This window comes from Phycisphaerales bacterium, from assembly GCA_016699835.1.
Lineage (GTDB): Bacteria > Planctomycetota > Phycisphaerae > Phycisphaerales > UBA1924.
Window position 1 is genome coordinate 1,859,998 of record CP064987.1, and the last position, 20,144, is coordinate 1,880,141.

General features: G+C 65.3%; 17 protein-coding genes. 7 read left to right on the top strand and 10 right to left on the bottom strand.

Annotated features, from left to right (window positions below; all coding sequences use genetic code 11):
• Positions 1-741, bottom strand: a complete 741-nt coding sequence (locus IPK69_07770; protein QQS07907.1) for an ABC transporter permease subunit — start codon at positions 739-741, stop codon at positions 1-3.
• Positions 738-1,751, bottom strand: a complete 1,014-nt coding sequence (locus IPK69_07775) for an ABC transporter ATP-binding protein (protein QQS07908.1) — start codon at positions 1,749-1,751, stop codon at positions 738-740. Before IPK69_07775 ends, IPK69_07770 begins: the two co-directional genes overlap by 4 nt.
• Positions 1,752-2,048: 297 nt before the next feature.
• On the opposite strand from IPK69_07775, the gene IPK69_07780 reads away from it, so the two are divergent.
• Positions 2,049-4,193, top strand: a complete 2,145-nt coding sequence (locus IPK69_07780; protein QQS07909.1) for a S8 family serine peptidase — start codon at positions 2,049-2,051, stop codon at positions 4,191-4,193.
• A 3-nt stretch (positions 4,194-4,196) separates the two neighbouring features.
• Here the strand turns inward: IPK69_07780 and IPK69_07785 are convergent, their stop codons facing one another.
• Both IPK69_07785 and IPK69_07790 read right to left on the bottom strand, forming a co-directional pair.
• A complete protein-coding gene (locus IPK69_07785) occupies positions 4,197-4,685 on the bottom strand; it encodes a hypothetical protein (GenBank protein ID QQS07910.1) in 489 nt (162 codons plus the stop codon).
• A 168-nt stretch (positions 4,686-4,853) separates the two neighbouring features.
• A complete protein-coding gene (locus tag IPK69_07790) occupies positions 4,854-5,918 on the bottom strand; it encodes a site-specific DNA-methyltransferase (GenBank protein ID QQS07911.1) in 1,065 nt (354 codons plus the stop codon).
• A gap of 154 nt (positions 5,919-6,072) precedes the next feature.
• On the opposite strand from IPK69_07790, the gene IPK69_07795 reads away from it, so the two are divergent.
• From IPK69_07795 to IPK69_07810, 4 genes are all read left to right on the top strand, one after another.
• Positions 6,073-7,641 (top strand): DEAD/DEAH box helicase, encoded by a 1,569-nt coding sequence (locus IPK69_07795; GenBank protein ID QQS07912.1) that lies wholly within the window; start codon positions 6,073-6,075, stop codon positions 7,639-7,641.
• A gap of 39 nt (positions 7,642-7,680) precedes the next feature.
• The gene (locus IPK69_07800) at positions 7,681-9,234 is read left to right on the top strand and encodes an adenylosuccinate lyase (GenBank protein ID QQS07913.1); all 1,554 of its coding nucleotides are present in this window, start codon (positions 7,681-7,683) and stop codon (positions 9,232-9,234) included.
• Positions 9,235-9,434: 200 nt separating this feature from the next.
• Positions 9,435-10,634: a UDP-N-acetylglucosamine 2-epimerase (hydrolyzing) gene (gene neuC, locus IPK69_07805; GenBank protein QQS07914.1), complete on the top strand. Its 1,200-nt coding sequence runs from the start codon at positions 9,435-9,437 to the stop codon at positions 10,632-10,634.
• A gap of 210 nt (positions 10,635-10,844) precedes the next feature.
• A complete protein-coding gene (locus tag IPK69_07810; protein QQS07915.1) occupies positions 10,845-11,729 on the top strand; it encodes an HDOD domain-containing protein in 885 nt (294 codons plus the stop codon).
• Positions 11,730-11,983: 254 nt separating this feature from the next.
• On the opposite strand, the gene surE is transcribed toward IPK69_07810, so the two are convergent.
• A complete protein-coding gene (gene surE, locus IPK69_07815) occupies positions 11,984-12,802 on the bottom strand; it encodes a 5'/3'-nucleotidase SurE (protein ID QQS07916.1) in 819 nt (272 codons plus the stop codon).
• A 51-nt stretch (positions 12,803-12,853) separates the two neighbouring features.
• Here surE and mutM point away from each other — a divergent pair, with 51 nt between their 5' ends.
• Positions 12,854-13,747: a bifunctional DNA-formamidopyrimidine glycosylase/DNA-(apurinic or apyrimidinic site) lyase gene (gene mutM, locus IPK69_07820; GenBank protein ID QQS07917.1), complete on the top strand. Its 894-nt coding sequence runs from the start codon at positions 12,854-12,856 to the stop codon at positions 13,745-13,747.
• A gap of 416 nt (positions 13,748-14,163) precedes the next feature.
• On the opposite strand, the gene dnaA is transcribed toward mutM, so the two are convergent.
• A complete protein-coding gene (gene dnaA / locus IPK69_07825) occupies positions 14,164-15,648 on the bottom strand; it encodes a chromosomal replication initiator protein DnaA (protein QQS07918.1) in 1,485 nt (494 codons plus the stop codon).
• 516 nt (positions 15,649-16,164) lie between these two features.
• Entirely contained in the window at positions 16,165-17,106 is a 942-nt protein-coding gene (locus tag IPK69_07830; protein ID QQS07919.1) for a hypothetical protein, read from the bottom strand.
• A gap of 228 nt (positions 17,107-17,334) precedes the next feature.
• Here IPK69_07830 and IPK69_07835 point away from each other — a divergent pair, with 228 nt between their 5' ends.
• Positions 17,335-18,081: a TVP38/TMEM64 family protein gene (locus tag IPK69_07835; protein QQS07920.1), complete on the top strand. Its 747-nt coding sequence runs from the start codon at positions 17,335-17,337 to the stop codon at positions 18,079-18,081.
• A gap of 14 nt (positions 18,082-18,095) precedes the next feature.
• Here the strand turns inward: IPK69_07835 and IPK69_07840 are convergent, their stop codons facing one another.
• The 3 genes from IPK69_07840 to rplM all read right to left on the bottom strand — a co-directional run bounded on the left by IPK69_07840 (position 18,096) and on the right by rplM (position 19,985).
• Positions 18,096-18,971 (bottom strand): hypothetical protein, encoded by an 876-nt coding sequence (locus IPK69_07840; GenBank protein QQS07921.1) that lies wholly within the window; start codon positions 18,969-18,971, stop codon positions 18,096-18,098.
• A 4-nt stretch (positions 18,972-18,975) separates the two neighbouring features.
• Positions 18,976-19,410 carry a 30S ribosomal protein S9 gene (gene rpsI, locus IPK69_07845; GenBank protein ID QQS10446.1) on the bottom strand — a complete coding sequence of 145 codons (435 nt, stop codon included), beginning with the start codon at positions 19,408-19,410 and terminating at the stop codon, positions 18,976-18,978.
• 113 nt (positions 19,411-19,523) lie between these two features.
• Positions 19,524-19,985, bottom strand: a complete 462-nt coding sequence (rplM, locus tag IPK69_07850) for a 50S ribosomal protein L13 (GenBank protein QQS07922.1) — start codon at positions 19,983-19,985, stop codon at positions 19,524-19,526.
• Between the last annotated feature and the right edge of the window lie 159 nt (positions 19,986-20,144).

A 20,144-nucleotide genomic window follows, 5' to 3' on the forward strand; every position in this document is an offset into this window, starting at 1 on the left:
TTAGGCCTCCCTCTTCGCGTCGAGGATGAGGACGTTGATCGTCAACGCCGCGGCGATGAGCGACCCGAAGAAGACGACGTGTCGGAGGTCGATCACGCCCTTCTTGATCGCGTCGAAGTTGCTCATGAAACTCAGGGAACTGATGGTGTCGAGCACGGCCGGGGGTGCCCACCCCTGGAAGAACCCCAGGACCGTGGGCATCCCCGCGAGGATGAACCCCAGGCAGATCACGGCGCTCATCACGAACGCGATCACCTGGTTCTTGGTCGCGGCGGAGCAGCACGCGGCGATCGCGAGGAAGGCCCCGGCCATCAGGAAACTCCCGATGTACCCCGCGGCGATCGCGCCGTTGTCCGGCGCGCCGAGGTAGTTCACCGTGATCCAGTAGGGGAACGTCAGCAGGAGCGCGACACCCGTGAACGACCACGCGGCGAGGTACTTCCCCAGCACCGCGCCCAGGCGCGACACGGGGAGCGTCATCAGCAGTTCGAGCGTTCCCTGGCGGCGCTCCTCGGCCCAGAGGCGCATCCCCAGCGCGGGGATCAGGAAGAGATACAGCCATTCATGCCAGAGGAAGAACGACTGCAGGTCGGCCTGACGCCGCTCGAAGAGCATCCCCAGGCGATCGGAGAAGGTGAAGACGCCCGCGAGCAGCAGGAAGACGATGATGAACACGTACGCGACGGGCGTGGCGAAGTAGCCCGCGAGTTCTCGCTTGTAGACGGCGAGCCAGTTGGTCATGCCGCGTCCTCCTCGTTGGCGTTTGCGGTGGCCGCGATCGAGGCCCCCATCGTCAGGTCGCGGAAGACGCCGTCGAGGCTTCCTGCATCGACGCGCATCTGATCGACCTGCCAGCCTTTGCTTCGGACGAGTTCGCCGACCTCATGGGCGATGACCCGGCCGCGGGTGGGGATGGCGGTGACCTCGACGCCGGTCGTGCCGGAGCGCTCGACCGCGCGCACGCCGGGGACTCGCTTGAGTTCGGCCATCGCCGCGTCGAGCGAGACGCCCGAGAGCGTGAGGGTGACAGCGTTGTAGTACCTGCTTCTGGCGGCGAGTTCGGCGGGGGTGCAGTCGGCGGCGACTTTGCCCTTGGCGATCAGGACGACGCGGGTGCAGACGGCCTGGACCTCTTCGAGGATGTGGGTGCTCAGGATGATCGCCTTGCCCTTCTCCTCGCCGCCGCGATTGGCCATGGCGCGGATGAGGTTGCGAACGTCGTGCTTCTGGTTGGGGTCGAGCCCGTCGGTCGGCTCGTCCATGATGAGGACCTCGGGGTCGTGGAGGATCGCCTGGGCGAGGCCCACGCGGCGCTTGAAGCCCTTGGAGAGCGTCTCGATCGGCTGGCGGAGGACCGAATCGATCTTGACCGCGTCGATGGCGGCGTCGATGGCGCGGGTCCGATCCGAGCCATGCAGTCCGCGCACCTGGGCGATGAAGGAGAGGAATCCCAGCGGCGTCATGTCGGGATAGGCCGGCGCGCCCTCGGGGAGGTAGCCGATGCGTCGCTTGGCCTCCAAGGGCTGCTCCACGACGTCGTGCCCGCAGACCTTGGCGCTCCCGGAGGTCGGCGCGATGAAGCCGGTGACCATCTTCATCGTGGTGCTCTTGCCCGCGCCGTTGGGCCCGAGGAAGCCGAGCACCTCGCCCGCACGAACGTTGAAGGTGACGTTGTCCACGGCGAGGATGCCGCCGACGCCGGCGGGGCCGAACCGTTTGGTCAGCCCACGCAACTCGATCGAACCTGCCATACTCGATGCGCCTCCAATCGGGACGGGATGGAGGTGGCGTTGCCGTCACCCCGACCGACACGTCCGAGAACCGCACATTTGCCCAAGGCCTCGACGCGCCGCGCGCGAGGGTGGGGTTTTAGAAGGGATGTTCCATCCGGGCAACTCCGTCATGCGAAACCCGAATCCATGGGCGACGACTTCCCGCCGATCTGCCAGCGAATCGGCACTGATTGAGATTGTGTTTGTTCTTTGTTCGCCGCGGAACCTCGCGGGGTCCTTCTCGTACGGACCTGAGTTCCTATCGAAGGTTTGGCCATGTGTCACGAGATGCTCAGAGCGGGAGTTGTCGCGCTGCTGGTTGGGGGGCAGGTGGTCCTTGGTGGTGACCTGCGCCTTCAGGCGGGTGATGTGGCGTGGTCGGAGTGTGTCGAACTGGCTGACGCGAAGGCAGCGCCATTGAGCGATCGGCCTGTGGTCGTGGTGTTTGACGGCCCCGTGTCCCGGGCGGCACGCGAGTCGATCGCGACGCTCGGCGGCACGATCCTGGAGTACATCCCGGATCACGCGCTCCTGGTTCGTGCAAAGAGCGTGACGGCGAGCGCCCTTCGACGCGTGGTGGGAGTGACTCGGGTCGTCGAGTTCGAACACGCGTGGGCGATCGATCCTCGGCTCCGCAACGTGCCCGGGCTTGTGTGGACCGATGCCGAGGCGCGCGCGATCGTGGAACGCGGACTGGTGCCGATCGATCTGTGGTTCTTCGCGGGGACATCACTGGTGGACGCCCGTGCGTCGGCGCGGAGCATTCCCGGCGTTGAAGAGCGCGAGGCCGAGGACGTTCTTGGGCAGTGGCGCCTCGCGGTGAATGTGCCAGTGAAGAACGCGGGCGATCTCGCATCACTCGACCACGTGCAATGGGCGGAGCCGTCGGCCCAGATCGTGCCACGGAGTTTGTCGACGGTTCGTTGGACGATCGAGTCGATGACGCCGCTCGACATGCCGCTCTACGCGCACGGCCTGCATGGCGAGGGGCAGATCCTCGGCGTGATCGACGGGCCGGTCTCGACGACGAACTGCGCCTTCGCGGACGTGAATCCGATCGGGCCCTTGCATCGCAAACTCCTGGCGTACAACGCGACGATCGGCGGCTATGACCCGCACGGGACGCTCGTCGCGTGCATCGCCGCGGGCGATGCGGGCGCGGACGACAACACGCGGGGCGTGGCATATGGGTCGAGAATCGTCTACTCGATCTGGCCGGCGCTCACGGAGAGTTCGGTCTTCTCGAAGTTGACGATCGCGCACGCGCAGGGCGCTCGCGTCCACACCAACAGTTGGGGCAACGACTCGACCGGGACCTACACGGGCATGACGCGCGCGGTGGACGCGTTCCTCCGCGCCAACGAGGACGACGTCGTGCTCTTTGCGATCTCCAACACGCCGATCCTTGGAAACCCGGAGAACGCCAAGAGCGCGATCGCGGTGGCGGCGACGCTCAACGGCGAGGACGCGGACTTCCGCTGCATGGGCGCCACCGGGCCGACGACCGACGGGCGCCGAAAGCCCGACATCCTCGCGCCGGGATGCTCGATCAGCGGCTCGGTGTCGAATGGCGATTGCCTGATCGGCACGCAATCGGGGACGTCGATGGCGACCCCGGCAGTGGCCGGCGCGATCACCCTGGCGCGCCAGTACTTCATGTCGGGCTTATATCCGAGCGGCGTGGGCACGCCGAGCGATTCTTTCACGCCGAGCGGGGCATTGCTCAAGGCCGTGGTCGTGAACTCGGCGGTGAATCTGATCTCGCAGCCGGGATATCCGTCTAATGAGGAGGGGTGGGGGCGCGTGGTTGTCGGACGAAGTCTGCCGTTCGCGGGCGACGGGCGGCGCCTGTGGGTTCGCGATGTGCGCACGAGTTCGCTCCGCGCGTTCGATGATGCCGGGCAACACGAGTATCGCGTGCACTGGTCGCCGACGACCTCGGAAGAGTCACTCCAGATCACACTGGCATTCACCGACGCGCCCGCGGGCGTGGGAGCGGCGAGCGCGCCCGTGAACAACCTCGATCTCGAGGTCGTCTCGCCGACAGGCAGCGTGTACCACGGCAATGTCTTCGCGAATGGGGCCTCGGCGACGGGCGGCACCACGGACGCGATCAACTCGGTGGAGCAGGTGCTGATCTCCTCGCCCGTGCCTGGCGACTGGACGGTGCGTGTCGTGGCGTCGGCGGTGAACGTCGAGCCACAGGGATACGCGCTGGTTGCCACCGGGGCCGAGGACGCGCTCGCGGACGTGTCTTGTGCTTCTGACACGAATCTCGACGGCGGCGTGACGATCGACGACTTGATCTTGTACCTGTCGTGGTTCGACATCGGCGCGGTCGAGGCGGACGTCACCCACGACGCGGGTGTGACCATCGACGATCTGCTCGATTATCTCGCGGCGTTCTCGAACGGGTGCTGACGATCACTTCAGATCGCGGCCTTTGACGCCATCGATCGTGAACGAGTACGGCAGTAGGCGTTCGATCGCGGGTAGGCCTTCACGTCGGATGGTTCGGCGTCCCGAGCCATCGACGAGCATGGTGCTCGCGGGGACATCGGGCGTGGAGCCGCCGATGGTCTGCCCGTATCTCGCCTTGCGACTGATGTCGCACATCGCGACCTGCTCGAAGAGGACGACTTTTTGGGATGGATACGCCGTGTCGGCGACGCGGTTGGGCTTGGGTCTGAGGTCGTCGAAGAGCGAGCCCTGAGCGAGGGTGCGCGGGTCGAGCCAGAGTGAGGCGCTCATCCACAACCAGATGCCCCGCTGGCCTGACCGTTGTGACTTGTCGCGCGGGCATTGAAGACCCGTGGGCCAGTAGCCACCGACCCACTCGTTGGGGAAGATGGCGATCCACGTGCCGTTGGCGAGCCCCCATTGGCCGCCGAGTGTGAATCGACCGGTGGGCATGTCGGCGCGCCAGAGCCGTTCACCGGCATAGGGCCAAGTGTCTTTCCAATCGACGGTGTACGACGCCACGACCTGCGAGGCGCTTCGGGCACGGGCGAGGCACTCACCCGCGACGATTCGGTGGCCGAGTCCGAGGACTCGCTTGCCCCGGTGCTCAAGGGCTGAGCGTCAATCGACTTCGGACATCGTCGCCGGAAATGTCTTGGGCACAGGCCGACGCGGGGCGTGGATGGCGGTACTCGCGCCGTGCATCACGCCCAGGCGGATGGGACCAACCTTGGTGATCCTGTTGAAAGCAAGCGTGGCGTTCTCGCGGCTGAACTCCGTGCCGATGAATCGGCGCTTGAGCGCGTGGGCCACGACACCGGTCGTGCCGCTGCCGAGGAACGGATCGAGAACGAGGTCGCCCTTGTTGCTCGTGGCGAGGATGACGCGCTCGAGATAGACCTCGGGGAGTTGGTTGTCGTGGTAGCCGCGGCGTTCCTTGTTGTTGCCCTGGATGCGCCCCCAATACGGGCCATACCACACGTCCATGGGCACGCGCTGCCCGGGCGGCATGCCGTCGGCCTTGTTGAGCGTGCGCGGGTCGAAGTACGTCGAGGCGCGATCGCTCGCCTCGAGCACCTGCTCGGCATTGAAGGTGCGCTTCTGGTTCTTTGACTCGCCCTCGGGCTTGCAGAAGTAGAGCGCGTGGACCTTGCTGTTGATGAATCGCGCGGTGGTGTTCTGCCCAAAGCGGTAGTGCCAGACGCACCAGTTCTCCATCTCCATCCCGACGCTCTTGAGATGGACGACGATCTCGGCGGCGGTGTCGTCGGGGATGTTCACCCACATCGCCCCGCCCGGGCGAAGAGCCGTCACGCACAGATCGAGCCATGTCCGCGTGAACGCGAGATATTCCTCGCGTGGCAGGCGATCGTCCCATTGGTCGTACGCGCGGTTCCAGTTGAAGGGCGGATCGGCGAAGATGAGATCGACGTCGTGATTCCGGACCTCGGGGAGGCTCGCGAGAATCTCGCGGCAATCGCCGACCCACACACGGCTCGTGCCCTCGTGAAAGTCTGGTTTGCGCGGCTCCTGGGCGCTCGTTTTCTGGCGAGAGGCGGCGCTCGAGGACGCGCGCGGCGTTGTTTGCTTTGGGGTGGTCTTTTTGCCCATGGTGCTGGTGCGTGCTCTTGCTGAGGCTTGAATCGTGAGGGTAGCGGGCGCGAGGCTCTTGCGCCAGGGCTTCATTCATGCCTTGGACCTACGATTCCTTGTCGGATGCTCCGCTTTGGGGACTGGGGCACGACATTAGAGAAATCGGGCACGAGCGCCCGTCACGCCGATCGGATCGTCCGCTCTGCGTCGGAAACGAACCATCGGCCCCCACTGACGACCCACCTCCATGAACGACCACCCCACCCACGAAGACCCCCAGATCAACAACTCGAACGAATCGCCAAACGACGAGAGTGTCGAGACCTCCTCGCTCGTCGATGAGCAAAGGGCCCCGGCCGAGGATGATCCCTCGAACGAGAATGGCCCCGCGAAGGGCGCCCACGAGATCTTCGACTCCTCCATCACCTTCGCCGACCTTGGCCTTCGCTCCAGCGTTCTCAAGGGTGTGGATGAGGCCGGCTTCGTCCATCCCACGGCCATCCAGGCGAAACTCATCCCCGTCGCCCTCACCGGTCGCGACATCCTCGGCCAAGCCAAGACCGGCACGGGCAAGACCGCGGCGTTCGGGCTGCCCCTGCTCCACATGTGCTCCAAGGACGTGCCCTTCCAGGCGCTCGTCCTCGCCCCGACGCGCGAACTCGCGATCCAGATCACCGACGAGATCGAGCAACTCGGCAAGCACACGCCGATCCGCGCCATGACCGTCTATGGCGGGCAGTCGATCGCGACGCAGACCAAGAGGTTGCAGCAGGGCGCGCCGATCGTCGTCGGCACGCCGGGACGCGTGATGGACATGGTCCAGCGCGGCGTCCTGCACTTCCGCAACATCCGCTTCGCGATGCTCGACGAGGTCGATCGCATGCTCGACATCGGCTTCCGCGAGGACATCCGCCGGATCCTCGAGTTGTGCCCCCCGCCCGGCCCGCCGGTGTTGCCCAAGCCCGATGGGACGAGCAGCGGACGCCAGACGATCTTCGTTTCCGCCACGATCTCGCCCGACATCGAGAAACTCGCCCGGCGGTATATGCACGACCCCGAGAAGATCGTGACGAGCGCCGGCTCGCTCACGGTCAGCCTCGTGAAGCAGTACTACCTCCCCGTGAATCCGTGGGACAAGAAGAAGTTGCTTGTGCACTTGCTGACGCACGAGGAGCCCGACCTGACGATCGTCTTCTGCCGCCTGAAGCGCACCGTCGACGATCTCGCCGCCGTGCTCACCAGGAAGGGGATCGAGGCCCACGCGATCCATGGCGACATGTCGCAGAGCAAGCGCAACGCGACGATGAAGGCGCTCCGTGGCGGCAAACTCAGCGTGCTCATCGCGAGCGATCTCGCCAGCCGGGGCATCGACGTCGAGGGGATCAGCCACGTCATCAACTATGACCTCCCCGAGGATCCGGACCTGTACGTGCACCGCATCGGCCGTACGGCCCGCGCCGGCCGCGGCGGGATCGCGTGGAGTTTCGTCTCTCCCGCTCAGGGCGAACTCCTCACGAGCATCGAACTGCTCATCAATGCCGAGATCCCGAAACTGGACTACACCGACTTCACGCCCTCGGAAAAGCCCGCGGACTGGCGCGACCAGGGCCCAAGGCAAGGGGGGCTCGTCCTCGCCGACGCGGGGAGCACGCCGCCGCCGCCCGCGACACCCAAGACCAACCGCATCGAGGCGTCGAAGCCGAATCTGCCGGTGGCCAAGGACGCGGTGGACCCGACCAAGTTCCCGGGCGGGATCGTGCCGACGAAACTCCCGCCGAAGCGGATGATGGGACGCCTGAAGGGACGCGGGCGGTAGCGGTGCCACGCGTGCCGGACATGCCGGTATGCTTCACCGATGACCTCACCCTACGACACGTACACCAGCCCGCTCGCCTCGCGGAACGCGAGTAAGGAGATGCTCCGCCTCTGGTCGCCGCGCCACAAGTTCAACACGTGGCGGCGGATCTGGCTCGCCGTCGCCGAGGCCCAGCACGAACTGGGCCTACCCGTGACGAAGGAGCAGGTCGAGGAGTTGCGAGCCGTCGTCAATCGCCCCGGCGGGATCACCGACGAGGAGATGAAGGCCGCGGAGAAGTATGAGCGGGAGCTGCGGCACGACGTGATGGCCCATGTCCACGCGCTAGGCGACTCGTGCCCCAAGGCCAAAGGGATTATCCATCTGGGGATGACGAGCCAGGATGTGGTGTGCAATGCGGAACGCCTGATCCTCGCAGATTCGCTCGGGCTCATATGCACGAAAGCAGGTCGATTGATCTGCGGTATGGCATCGCAATCAGCGGTGTACCTACGTACTCCCACCTTGGGCTTCACGCACTATCAACCCGCTCAACCGCTGACGGTCGGTCGACGAATTGCTCAGTGGGCGTACGAATTGAGCTTGTGTTACTCACGGCTAGATTCAGCGTATCGCTATAACTACTCGAAGGGGCTTCGTGGCGCAACGGGAACCCAAGCATCTTTCCTCGCGCTTGCTGCGGACGTCGCCAGATCGACCCAGCAAGAAGAATCTTCGGTCGTTGCCGGCCTTGAACAGAGGGTGTTTGAGTCGCTTGGTTTCAGCGGTCACGCTTCTCGATGGAGCTTTGACGGGTGGGACACCGATCGTCAACACGCGCTGACTACCCAAACCTACCCCCGCGTCGTCGACACCTTCATCCTCGCCGACCTCGCCTCCACAGCCTCTGTCCTCCACAAGATCGCCACCGACATCCGCCTCCTCTGCAACCGCAAGGAACTCGACGAGCCCTTCGAGGACAAGCAGATCGGCTCGTCCGCGATGCCCTACAAGCGCAACCCGATGCGCTGCGAGCGGATCTGTGGCCTGACACGCTTCGTCATGAACCTCGTCGGCAACGCCTACGACACCGCCGCCACGCAGTGGCTCGAGCGCACGCTCGACGACTCCTCGAATCGTCGCCTCTCGCTCCCCGAGGCCTTCCTCGCTCTCGACGGCGCCCTCGACCTCATGCACAATGTCGCGAGCGGCCTCATCGTCCACGAGGCGATGGTCAAGAAGAACCTGATGGCCGAACTCCCCTTCATGGCCACCGAGAACATCCTGATGGCCTGCGTGAAACTCGGCGGCGACCGCCAGCACTACCACGAACTCATCCGCGTCCACGCCCAGGCCGCGGGGCTGCGGGTCAAGCAGGAGGGGAAGGACAACGACCTGCTCGACCGCCTCAATGCCGACAAGAACTTCTGGTCCAAGGCCCGCGGCGGGCCGCTCGTGGCCGAACTTGATTGGGACGGTGTCATGGACCCGATGAAGTACGTCGGCCGCAGCGTCGAACAGACCGAGCGATTCTTGAAGGAAGTCGTCGAACCGCTTCGCGAGCAGTACAAGGACGCGCTCGCGGGGCTGGAGGAGAGTTCGCCGAGGGTGTGATGGTCTTTGGTGGCACTGGTCTCCAGACCAGTGTGCCTTGAGTGGCATCGATGGCTGATATGTAGAAGAAGTAGAGGCAGGCGGGCCGCCTGCCCCACAAGCACGGCTAGATCCGTCTGTGAGTCATTGATGGTTGAACACAGAACACCACTCTGGAGAGTGGTGCCACCATCGAACCCTCGCCGCTACCCTCTTCCCACATGATCGGCCCGGAGCATCTGCCAAGTCCAAATCCACGTCGCTCGAACGGCACCTCGCGCCCCGCACGCGTGGCCGTCGTCACCGGCACGCGCGCCGAGTTCGGCCTGCTCCGCCCCGTGATGCGCGCGATCGACGCGCACAAGGACCTTGAACTCCTCGTCATCGCCGCGGGCACACACCTGATCCAGCCCGCCGAGACGTTCCGCGAGGTGAAGGCCTCGTTCGACATCGCCGACTCGATCCCCATGCAGATCGCCGGGCGGACCGGGCGGTACGAGGACGCCGAGAGCGTCGCCCGAGGCCTCGGGCGCTTCGCGCGGAGTTTCGATCGTCTCCGCCCCGACTGGATCATCGTGCTGGGGGACCGCATCGAGCCGTTCGCCGCGGCCAGCGCGGGGGCGCTCCTGGGGATCGCCGTCGCCCACATCCATGGCGGCGACCGGGCCGAGGGCGTCGCCGACGACTCGCTCCGCCACGCGATCACGAAACTCTCGCACGTGCATCTCCCCGCGACGCCCGCCTCCGCCGAGAGGATCATCAGGATGGGTGAGCATGAGCACCGCGTTCACGTCATCGGCTCGCCCTCGCTCGATGAGTTGGGCTCGATGCCAATGCTCGACGCCGAATCGCTCAAAGAACTCGGCACGCCCGACACGGTCTTCCTGATGCACCCGATGGGTCGCCACGCCGAGCAGGAGGAGGCCGCCGCCGCCGAAGTCTTGAAGGGGCTCGAGGGTCGGCGTGTGCTCGCGCTCCATCCGAACTTCGATCCCGGGCGCGATGGGATCATGCGGGCGCTCGGGCACGCGAGCGTTGAAGGGGTGGTGGGGCGCGTCCGCGTCGTCTCGCACCTGCCACGCGAGAAGTTCGTCGGGTTGCTCAGGCACCTCGCCACGATGTCGGGTGGTGGTGTGCTGGTGGGGAACAGTTCCGCCGGCCTCATCGAGGCCGCGGCTCTCAAGGTCCGAGTCGTCGATGTCGGCTCGCGCCAGCAAGGCCGGGAACGGTTCGCGAATGTCGTGCAGGCGACCGAGTCCGCCCCGAGCGTGGCCGGCGCGGTCGAGAAGGCGTGCACCCTGGACCTCTCCACGCTGGCGCACGCCTATGGCGATGGACACGCCGGGCGTCGGCTGGCCGACGTGCTTGCGAGCCTTGATCCGCACGATCCGCGCCTGCTCCGCAAGATCAATGCGTATTGAGTTTTCTCGGACGCTCGTCTTGGTTTCCAAGAACCCGAATAGATCTGAGTTGTCGCGGTTGACGGCCTCCGATCCGGCATTTCCACCCAAACGGACCAGACCGCCCCGCACCCACGCCACGGGGATGTCCCCGTTCCTCTCTCTCCAAAGTCACGAGGCCCGGCGTCCGATCCATGGTGGTCCGGTGAACCCTTTGCGCGGAGCCATGGAATGAGCGTCCTCACCCAAGAGCGTGAACAGATTGTGACCTCGGCGATCCGTGAGATCAGCCACATCGCCACGCTCCCCGAGATCACGATGCGGATCGTCGAACTCGTCGAAGATCCCAAGTCCACCGCGCAGGATCTCCACAAGGTCATCAGCAACGACCCGGCCCTCTGCAGCCGCATCCTCAAGGTTGTCAACAGTTCGTTCTACGGACTCCCCGGGCAGATCGGCTCGATCAACCGCGCCATCGTGATGCTCGGGCTCAACGCCGTCAAGAACATCGCGATCGCCGCCAGCCTCGCCAAACTCTTCAAGGGTGGTGAACTGACTCCCGGCTTCTCCGCCAAGGACCTCTGGACGCACTCGAACATCGTCTCCGCCGCGTGCAAGATGATCGCCAACTCGCTGAAGCTGGGCCTCTCCGACGAGGCCTTCCTCGCCGGCCTGATCCACGACATCGGGCTGATGGTCGAGATGCAGTACGACCGCAACAAACTCGTCGACGTCTTCCGCCGCGTCGGCGCCGACAGCAAGGGCATCCCCGCGACCGAGATGCTCGCGATCGAGCAGGAAGTCTTCGGCGCGACCCACCAGGACTTCGGCGCCGGGCTGTGCGAGAAGTGGAAGTTCCCCAAGAGCTTCGCCTTCGTCACGGGCTACCACCACCGCCCGATGGATCTCCCCAGCGAGAACCGCACGCTCTCGTGCATCGTGTACGTCGCCGACCGCCTCGCCGCCGACACAGGCCAGGGCTTCCGTGCCGATCTGCTGCACACGACCTTTGACCCGGCCGTGCTCGAGCAGTTGAAACTCACCAACGAGAAGATCGATGAGATTCGCAAGAACCTCTCGACCCACGTCAAGGACCTGGGCGCCCTGCTCGGATAAGCCGAGTTCGCGCAAGACCCTACAGAACACCGGCAATCGTTGCCGAAATACCCAAACCGACTACGAAAACGAACCGGGGGATCGCCCCGGTTCGCTTCTTTTTGCATCAAAATTCGCGTGATCCACACGGGCGAGCGACCGATAGCCCTAGTGCCTACATGTGCTACTCATCCCGGATTGGCTCCCTCCAGTCCGGTACCCAAGCTCTCTCTTTCTCCCTCCGGGCGGCCGCGTGGAAACACGCGACCGCCTTTTCACTTGGTCCCAAGCCGCGTGCGCATCTCGTCGAGCATGCCGTGGCGCGTCAGGTCGTACATCAACGGCGTGACCGTGATCCTTCCTTGCAACAGGTGGTCGACGTCCGTCCCCTTCTCGGTTCCATGGAAATCCAGCCCGTGCCCCGAGGCCCAGTAATACACCTCGCCGATGGGGTTCATACGCCGTTCGTACTGATCCACGAGCCCGTGCGTGTTCATCGGGCACACCACGACGCCCGGCATCCGAGACTCCCCGCCGTTCTCCTCGACCGGTGGGACGTTCACGCTCACGCACTCGTGCGCGCGCATCACGTCGCCCGACATCAACCGCTCGACGGCCTTGCACGCCCAGCGCGCCGCCACGTCATACCGCGGCTTTCCCGTGCCGAGCATCAGGCTCATTGCGATCGACGGCACGCCCAGAAACGCCGCTTCGAGGGCCGCCGCCACCGTCCCCGAATAGATCACGTTGATGCCGCAGTTCGCCCCCGAGTTCAACCCGCTGATCACCAGGTCCGGCCTCGAACCCTTGCCGTGCTTCTCGGGCCAGATGTTGGAGATCGCGAGTTTCACGCAGTCCGCGGGCCTCGCATCCACCGCCACGCCGACCATCCTCGCCGAGACGCGCTCCTCGCGAACCATGATCGGGGTGTGAAACGTCACCCCATGCCCGGAGGCCGACTGCACCGTCTGCGGCGCCACAGTAAAGACCTCGAGCGGCGTGGAGGACGACCTGCCCCATTCGAGCAGCGCGTCATGCATCGCCTCGATCCCTGGCGCCCGGATGCCGTCGTCGTTGGTGAGAAGGATGCGCACGCCCAACGATAGCCAACGCCAGGAGTCACCCGGCAAGTCCAACAATCCCGCGTGCCCGAACTCCCCGAGGTCGAGTCCATCCGGAGATCCCTTGAGCCGACGCTCCGCGGCTCGCGCGTCACCAGCGTGGATCTCCGCCGAGCGGACATCGCCCATGACGAGCACGATCGCACGCCGTCACCGGAAGCCCTGCTCCAGGGCGCAACGATCGATCGCCTCGAACGCAAGGGGAAGCAACTCGCGATCGTGTCGAGCGATGGACGGGTGTTGGTGGTCCACCTGGGCATGAGCGGCAACCTGCGTCTGCTCGAGCAGTACGGAGGAGAAGTTGATCTTCCGCCACACACCCATGCCGTGTGGTCGCTGAAGTCCTCAAGCGGGCCAGCCACGCTCTTCTTCCGTGACCCGCGCCGATTCGGCGGGCTGACCACACTCTCATCGCTGGCCGCAGTCTCGGCACGATGGCAAGAACTCGGCCCCGACGCCCTGACTGTCGCGGCCGCATCCCTGGCCGAGCGCCTCAAAGGAACCCGGGCGATCAAGGCCGCCCTCCTCGACCAGAGCGTGATCGCCGGCGTGGGGAACATCTACGCCGACGAGGCCCTCTTCCTCGCGGGGATCCATCCCAAGCGGCGGGTCTCCACCCTGCGACCGTTTGAGATCGCACGCCTGGCGGATTCCATCCAGAACGTGCTCGAGGCGTCGATCCAGGCGGGTGGGACGACCCTGCGGGACTATGCCAACGCCGCAGGCCGTCCGGGCGGCTTCCAGAAGGCCCACAACGTCTATGCCCGTGCCGGGCGGCCCTGTGTCGCCTGTGGGGCCTCCCTGCGGGCGATCCTGCTCGCCCAGCGAACCACGACCTACTGCCCTACCTGCCAACCGGTGCGAACGCCAATTGGCCGCGGCTTCCACACCCGATCCACACTCCAATCGGGTGAATGACAGTGGAGATCAAACTCGGCAGACCTGCGCTCGAAGAACCCGATTACGTAAAGAAAACTCGTCGTCGTAGAAAAGAAGGGCGCACGGTTTGGGGATTCGTGCCACACGACGCGTGCAAATTATTCATCAACAAGCATTTACGAGAAAAGAACCAGTGAACAACCTGTCGGTTCGCGCGTGTGCATTGGCCGTATGAGTCCGTCGACGTGTCGGTTCTGAGACATCCGACCAAAGACCGGATTGAACCACCGAGCGCCCATGCCACCAACCGGCGCGTTATCCACAGCCTGTCCACCGCGCATGTCGGTTCGGCCAAGTATGCGCACCGCGAGTATTGCGAAAGAATGAACATGCTCTGGCACCAGGAGAGGCGACCCCTGCCAGCGGCATGTGCGCATCGATGCAAGGCACGAGTTCTACTCGTCGCCCCGGGCCATCTTGGACTCGATCTCCGCGATCACGCCCCGCAGTTCGCCCGTGTCGGTCTCCAGGCGCGACTCGATGGACTTGTTCGCGTGGAGAACGGTCGTGTGGTCGCGCCCACCGAAGTAGCCGCCGATCTCGATGAGCGAGAGTCGCGTGTGCCGCCGGGCGAGGTACATCCCGATCTGGCGCGGGAAGACGACCGAGCGCTCGCGCTTCTTCGACTGCAGGTCGCTGCTCTTGAGCCCGTAAAAGTCCGTCACGGCGGCAAAGATCGACTGGATGGAGACGTTCGGAGCCGTCTGGGGGACGGCCGTGCCCAGCGCCTCACGCGCCAGGATCATGTCGATGGGACGGGCGTCCACGCTCGAGTGGATCTGCATCTGGCTGATCGCGCCCTCCAACTCGCGGACGTTCGTCGTGCAGCGCTCGGCGATCAGGCACGCGACATCGTCGGGGATCGTGATCCCCCGGACCCGGGCCTTGCTCTTGACGATCGCAACGCGCGTCTCGAACACGGGCGGATGCATCTGCTCCACGACGCCCTGCTTGAACCGGCTCATCAGGCGGTCGGAAAGTTCGGGGATCTCGTCCGGCGGCGCGTCGGACGAGAGCACGATCTGCGAGCCCGACTGCTTGAGTTCGTTGAAGGTGTGGAAGAACTCCTCCTGGGCGCGGTCCTTGCCCTTGAGGTCGTGGATGTCGTCGACGACGAGCACGTCGACCTCACGGAATCGATGCCGGAGCGCCGTGTAGTCACCCTGCTCGACGCAACTGAAGAACTGAGTCATGAAGTTGTCGCACGAGAGGAACGCCACGGCGGTGTCGGGCTTCTTCCGCAGGATCTCGAGGCAGATCGCCTGGAGCAGGTGCGTCTTGCCCAGGCCGACCCCGCCATGGATGAAGAGGGGGTTGAAGTTCCCGCCGGGCTGGCTGGCGACGGACTTCGCGGCGGCGTGGGCGAAGCGGTTCTCCGGCCCGACGATGTAGTTCTCGAAGGTGAAGTCTGGAATGAGAACGACATCCCCCGTCCACGCCGGCCGACCGGCCTTGGGCGGCTCATGGGCGAGACGCCTCGTTGGATCGCCCGCGACACCTCCTTGATAAACCACAATCTCGGGCGTGGAGACGACACCACGTTCGGTGCCGCCCGTGACGCCCGCTCCGGCGCCGACGAGCACGCCGACTTTCGCGGGGCGTTCTTTCATCCGCACGCTTGTGGGCGCGGGGTCGTCGGGCCCGAGGAAGCGCACGGGCAGGAAGTTCCCGGTGACGGCCATCGCCGCCTCGGAGAACGCCTGGGCGCATGACGTCTTGAGATACGTCTGGTGTGTGGGGGATTCCGCCCGCAGGTTGAGCGCCCCCCCATCGATCCCCAGGGGCACGATCTCCTCGAACCACTGGCGGCACATGGTGGGGTGATGCCGGCGGAGATGCGCGAGCATGTCGCGCAACAGGTTTGCGTTGGTCTGGGTCATGGGACTCGTGGGAACCAAGAGGCGAAAGAGACTTCATGACGAGGAACACGGACATGTCGGTGGGTTATGTCCACCAGACCCAGTCGCGAGCGCCGTGGTCATGGGCACTCATCCCGGAGGAGTGAGACCGTGTTCCCCGTGGTGTTCGTGCGGGCCGCATCGGGCTTTGGCCTCGCGTCCGCGTGAAAACCCCTCGATCGCCGCCCCGTGCCGGCGCGACCTCCCATGCCGATCTCGATCGTCCACTTCGAGTCACGGCCGACTCCTCTCCCACGCCGACGCGCTGCCGCCCCCATCGACTCAGACCCCCAACTCTCGTTGAGAAGCCCATAATCCGGAAACGACCCGCCGCGAGAAACTCGTTGTTCGAACCACCAGTTCCTGAACACCATCGGCCTCGCCTCGATCTTCCACCGGCGGGCACCACTCAACGTACTAAGTGTCGCGACACGTGTCAACACCAACCACAAAGATTCCAATTCAACGCCGCGCCTTGACTCCGTGGACGATCCCGGACTATGTCGTCGAGGCCTTCCCCGTGCGCGCCCGCTCCTTGGCCTCGGCCTCGTGCAGCTGCTGGTCATAGCGCTCGCGGTTCCCCTTGTAGTCCGCGAGGAAGAGCACCTTCGCCGCCAGTTTCGGGCCCGCGACCTCGGCGAGACGCTTGCGCGCGTACAGGATGTCCGTCCGGCGTGATATGTGCACGATCACCAGGTGCTGGCACTCGAGCACGCGCAGCCACTCGGCGATGTCGTCCACGTGCATGTGCATCCCGATCTTCGCCCGTTGCTTGTGATCGGGCTCGAAGAACGTGCACTCGGCGACCACGATCTGGGCCTTGCGCACGTCCTCGCGGACCAGGTGCGGGCCCGGCGCGGTGTCCCCCGTGAAGGCGATCTGCGGGATCTCCAGGTTCCGCGTGATCTCCACGCCCCGGTCCTTCAGTTCGCGCAGTTTTTCCTGCGGGAGTTCGTGGAACTCCTCCTTGAGTTTCGTGCGCTTCTCGACCACGACATACCCGAACGAGGGGCACGTGTGCTCGGTGGGGAACCCGCGGAGGATGATGTTGTTCTTGATCTCGACGTGGTGCTCGGGCTCGATCCCGATGACCTCATACGGCGTGCGCTGCGACTCGAGGTCCACGAACCCCGCCATCATCTTGTGGATCGCCGGCACGATCCGAGCGTCGCACACGATCTTCGCGTTGCCCATCCCCTGGAAGCGGCGCTGCGAGCAGTAGTACGCGAGCGAGCCGATGTGGTCCATGTGCCCGTGCGTGATCGCCAGGTGCTTGCTGGGCAGCATCGCCCGCGGGCACGAGCCGATGTCCACCCCAAGGTCCAGTTCGGGGACCTGCAGGCACGTGATCTCCCCGGCGATCGATTCGCCAAAGAGCCGATACGGCGGCATGTACAGAAATCCGAGTGAGCCCTCGCGGGGCGGCGGCTTGGGGAGCATCGGAAAAGCCTCCTGTGGCCGGATTCTCATCCGTCCATGAGCACCACACGATCCATCAACCGCGAGATGGTAGCGCCCACGGCTCGGGGCGTCGGGTCAGATCAACGAACACGGGCCGAAGACCTACCCTCTGCCGTGCCCGATCCCGACACGCTATCAACAAGCCACACACAGTCGTCGAATGCCGCGTCCAACCCGGCGGAATCGTCGCCCGCCGAGCAGTCCCCCATGAAATCGGCCTGGGCGACGATCGTGAAACTCGGACCGGCCAGTTGGCTCGCGCTCGGCGCGTTGGTCCTTCCACCCCTCGGATCGATCGTTCTCTTCGCGTATCTCAAAACCATCGGCACGTGGTTGAAAGAACAAGGCGCCACCGGCATCTCGGCATACATCGTGGCCTTCATCCTCTTCGCCGGGCTGGCGCTGCTCCCGACATACTCCACCGCGATCGTTGGCGGATGGGCGTTTGGTCTGAAGGTCGGCATCCCCGCCGCCCTCGCCGGATTCACCGGCGGCAGCCTCCTCGCCTACGCCATCTGCAAGCCCACCGCCGCCGAACGTGTCGAGAAGGTCATCCAGGAGCATCCGCGCTGGGCCCAGGTCCGCACGGCCCTCATCGGCGGCTCGACGCTCAAGACCCTCGCGATCGTGTCGCTCGTGCGCCTCCCGCCGAACTCCCCCTTCGCCATGACCAATCTCGTCCTCGCGAGCACCAGGGTCCGCCTCTGGATCTTCGCGCTGGGCACGCTCGTCGGCATGGCGCCCAGGACCATCATCGCCGTCTGGATCGGCTCAAACATCCAGCAGCAACTCGAAGAGGGAGCCGACAAGAAGCCCCTCTGGCTCATCATCGGCGGCATCGTCCTGAGCCTGCTCGTCCTCGGCATCATCGGCCTGATCGCCAAACGCTCACTCGCCCACATGGTCTCGCAAACCCCCGCGAACGCGCCAGGCTCGAGCACGCCTCAGGCCTAGCACCGGCGATCGTCTCACCGAGCGCCCTCGGGCTTCACGCTCTCAGGCCGTTCCGTCCGGCACGTGAGTTCCAACCGCCCATCCACCGGCGACATCTTCAGCACCCGAACCCGCCGCCCGCCATCGAGCCGGATGTACGCGTCCGCGACCAGCGGCCGTTCCCCCAGGAGCGCATCAAAGAGCGCCCGAGACTCCGGTAGCGACGAGATCTGCGCCCCCAGCGGCGAGTCCGACCCCTTTCGAAGCCAGGAGATAATCACCTTCGGCGGGAGCGGCATGTTCCCGATCTCGATCCGCCGTGCCGGCATCCACAACGAGCCGTTCTCGTCGACGACCGGCTCGACCTCCGCCCAGACGACCTGCTGTCGCCCCTCGATCGTGAGGTTGACACCGACGCGGATCACGCCCGCCGCGAAATCTGTCTGGATCGACACGACATCCTTGGGCCAGCGGACGTCCTGATTGCCCATCCACATTTTCAGCCGCGATCCGAGCCACGAGTTCGCGTCGGCCTCCTGGAGCGACACGCGCCAGATCTCACTGCGCCACATCGCCGAATCCGCCGGAAGCGAGGGGTCCGTCGGACGGATCATCGAGAGTTGTGAGACGATGCCATGTTCCACGGCCTCGGCCGCCGCGGGGTCCGCGACGACACTCGCCCGCCACCACGACGGCGTCTGACGGATGAGGTTCCACCCGACGATCCCGATGATCCCAGCCATGAGCAGCGCGCCCGCAACCATCGCCCCGAGCCACAGGCGCAGGCGTTCCCATCGCAAGGCTTCCAGGAATGCCGCGCGCGAAGAAAACGCCCGGCGGAGTCGCTCCGCGGGCGTTGGGTTGGAAAACGAGGATGGATCGACCGCAGGGCGGTCGGTGGTGTCCGACACGCGATCAACGCTTCGAGAACTGGAAGCGGCGACGGGCGCCGGCCTGACCATACTTCTTCCGCTCCACGGCTCGCGAGTCACGCGTCAGCATCCCCTGCTCGCGCAAAATCGGCTCGGTCGTGGGATCATAATCCAGCAGGGCCCGCGCCAGCCCGAGTTTCATCGCCCCCGCCTGGCCCATGAAGCCCCCGCCGTGGCACTTCGCCACGACCTGGAACTTCCCGACCATGTTCGTCGCGATCAGGGGCAGCATCGCCTCCCGGCGGTCGCGGTCCTCCGAGAAGTACTGCTCGACCGTGCGGGTCTTCTTCGGGTCGTTCCCGATCACCTGCACCCCGACCTCCGACCCGCTGGCGGGCTTCAGGCGGACGCGGGCGACGGCCGTCTTGCGCCGACCCGTGCCCCACCACCAGCCCTTCTTGTCCGCGGGCTTGGCCATACGGGGCGGCTTCACACCCTCGACCGCCGGCGTCGCGGGGGAGGGGACTCCAAAGTTTCCAAGGTTCATCGTGCTCATCGTGTCTTCCGATTTCTCGTGTATGGGTCAGTTCGTTACGCGTTCGCGACCTTCATCACCGCCGGAGCCTTGTCCGAGTGCGGGTGCTCGCTCTCGCCATAGACATGCAGGTTCTTCATCATCACGCGGCTCAGGCGGTTCTTCGGGAGCATGCGCCGCACCGCGTCCTCGATGAGCAGTTCGGGCTTGCGATCACGCACCTGCCCATACGTCTCGGTCTTGAGGCCGCCCGGGTGGCTCGTGTACCGCATCTTCAGGCGGTGCTCGGCCTTGCGCCCCGTCAGCGCGACCTTCTTCGCGTTCGTCACGATCACGGGCTCGCCCGTGTCCACGTGGGGCGTGTACTCGGGGCGATGCTTGCCCATGAGGACCAGCGCCACCTCGCTCGCCAGACGACCCAGGGGCACGCCCTCGGCATCGATGTGACGCCACGACTTCTTCACCTGCCCGGGCTTGGCGAGATAGGTCTGCCGGCCCAGGGCCTCCGCGTTCTTCATCACACACCTCCGACGACTCGCGTGCCGATTCGGGTGGACAGCCACGCCGACGACACGAGATGGTCTTGCATCGCCGCCTACCGGGCGGGGCGGGCCTTGGGAAGCCCCATCCAAAGGGCGATCCAGGGCAAACTTGGCGTTCTCATCCGGACCCGAAAA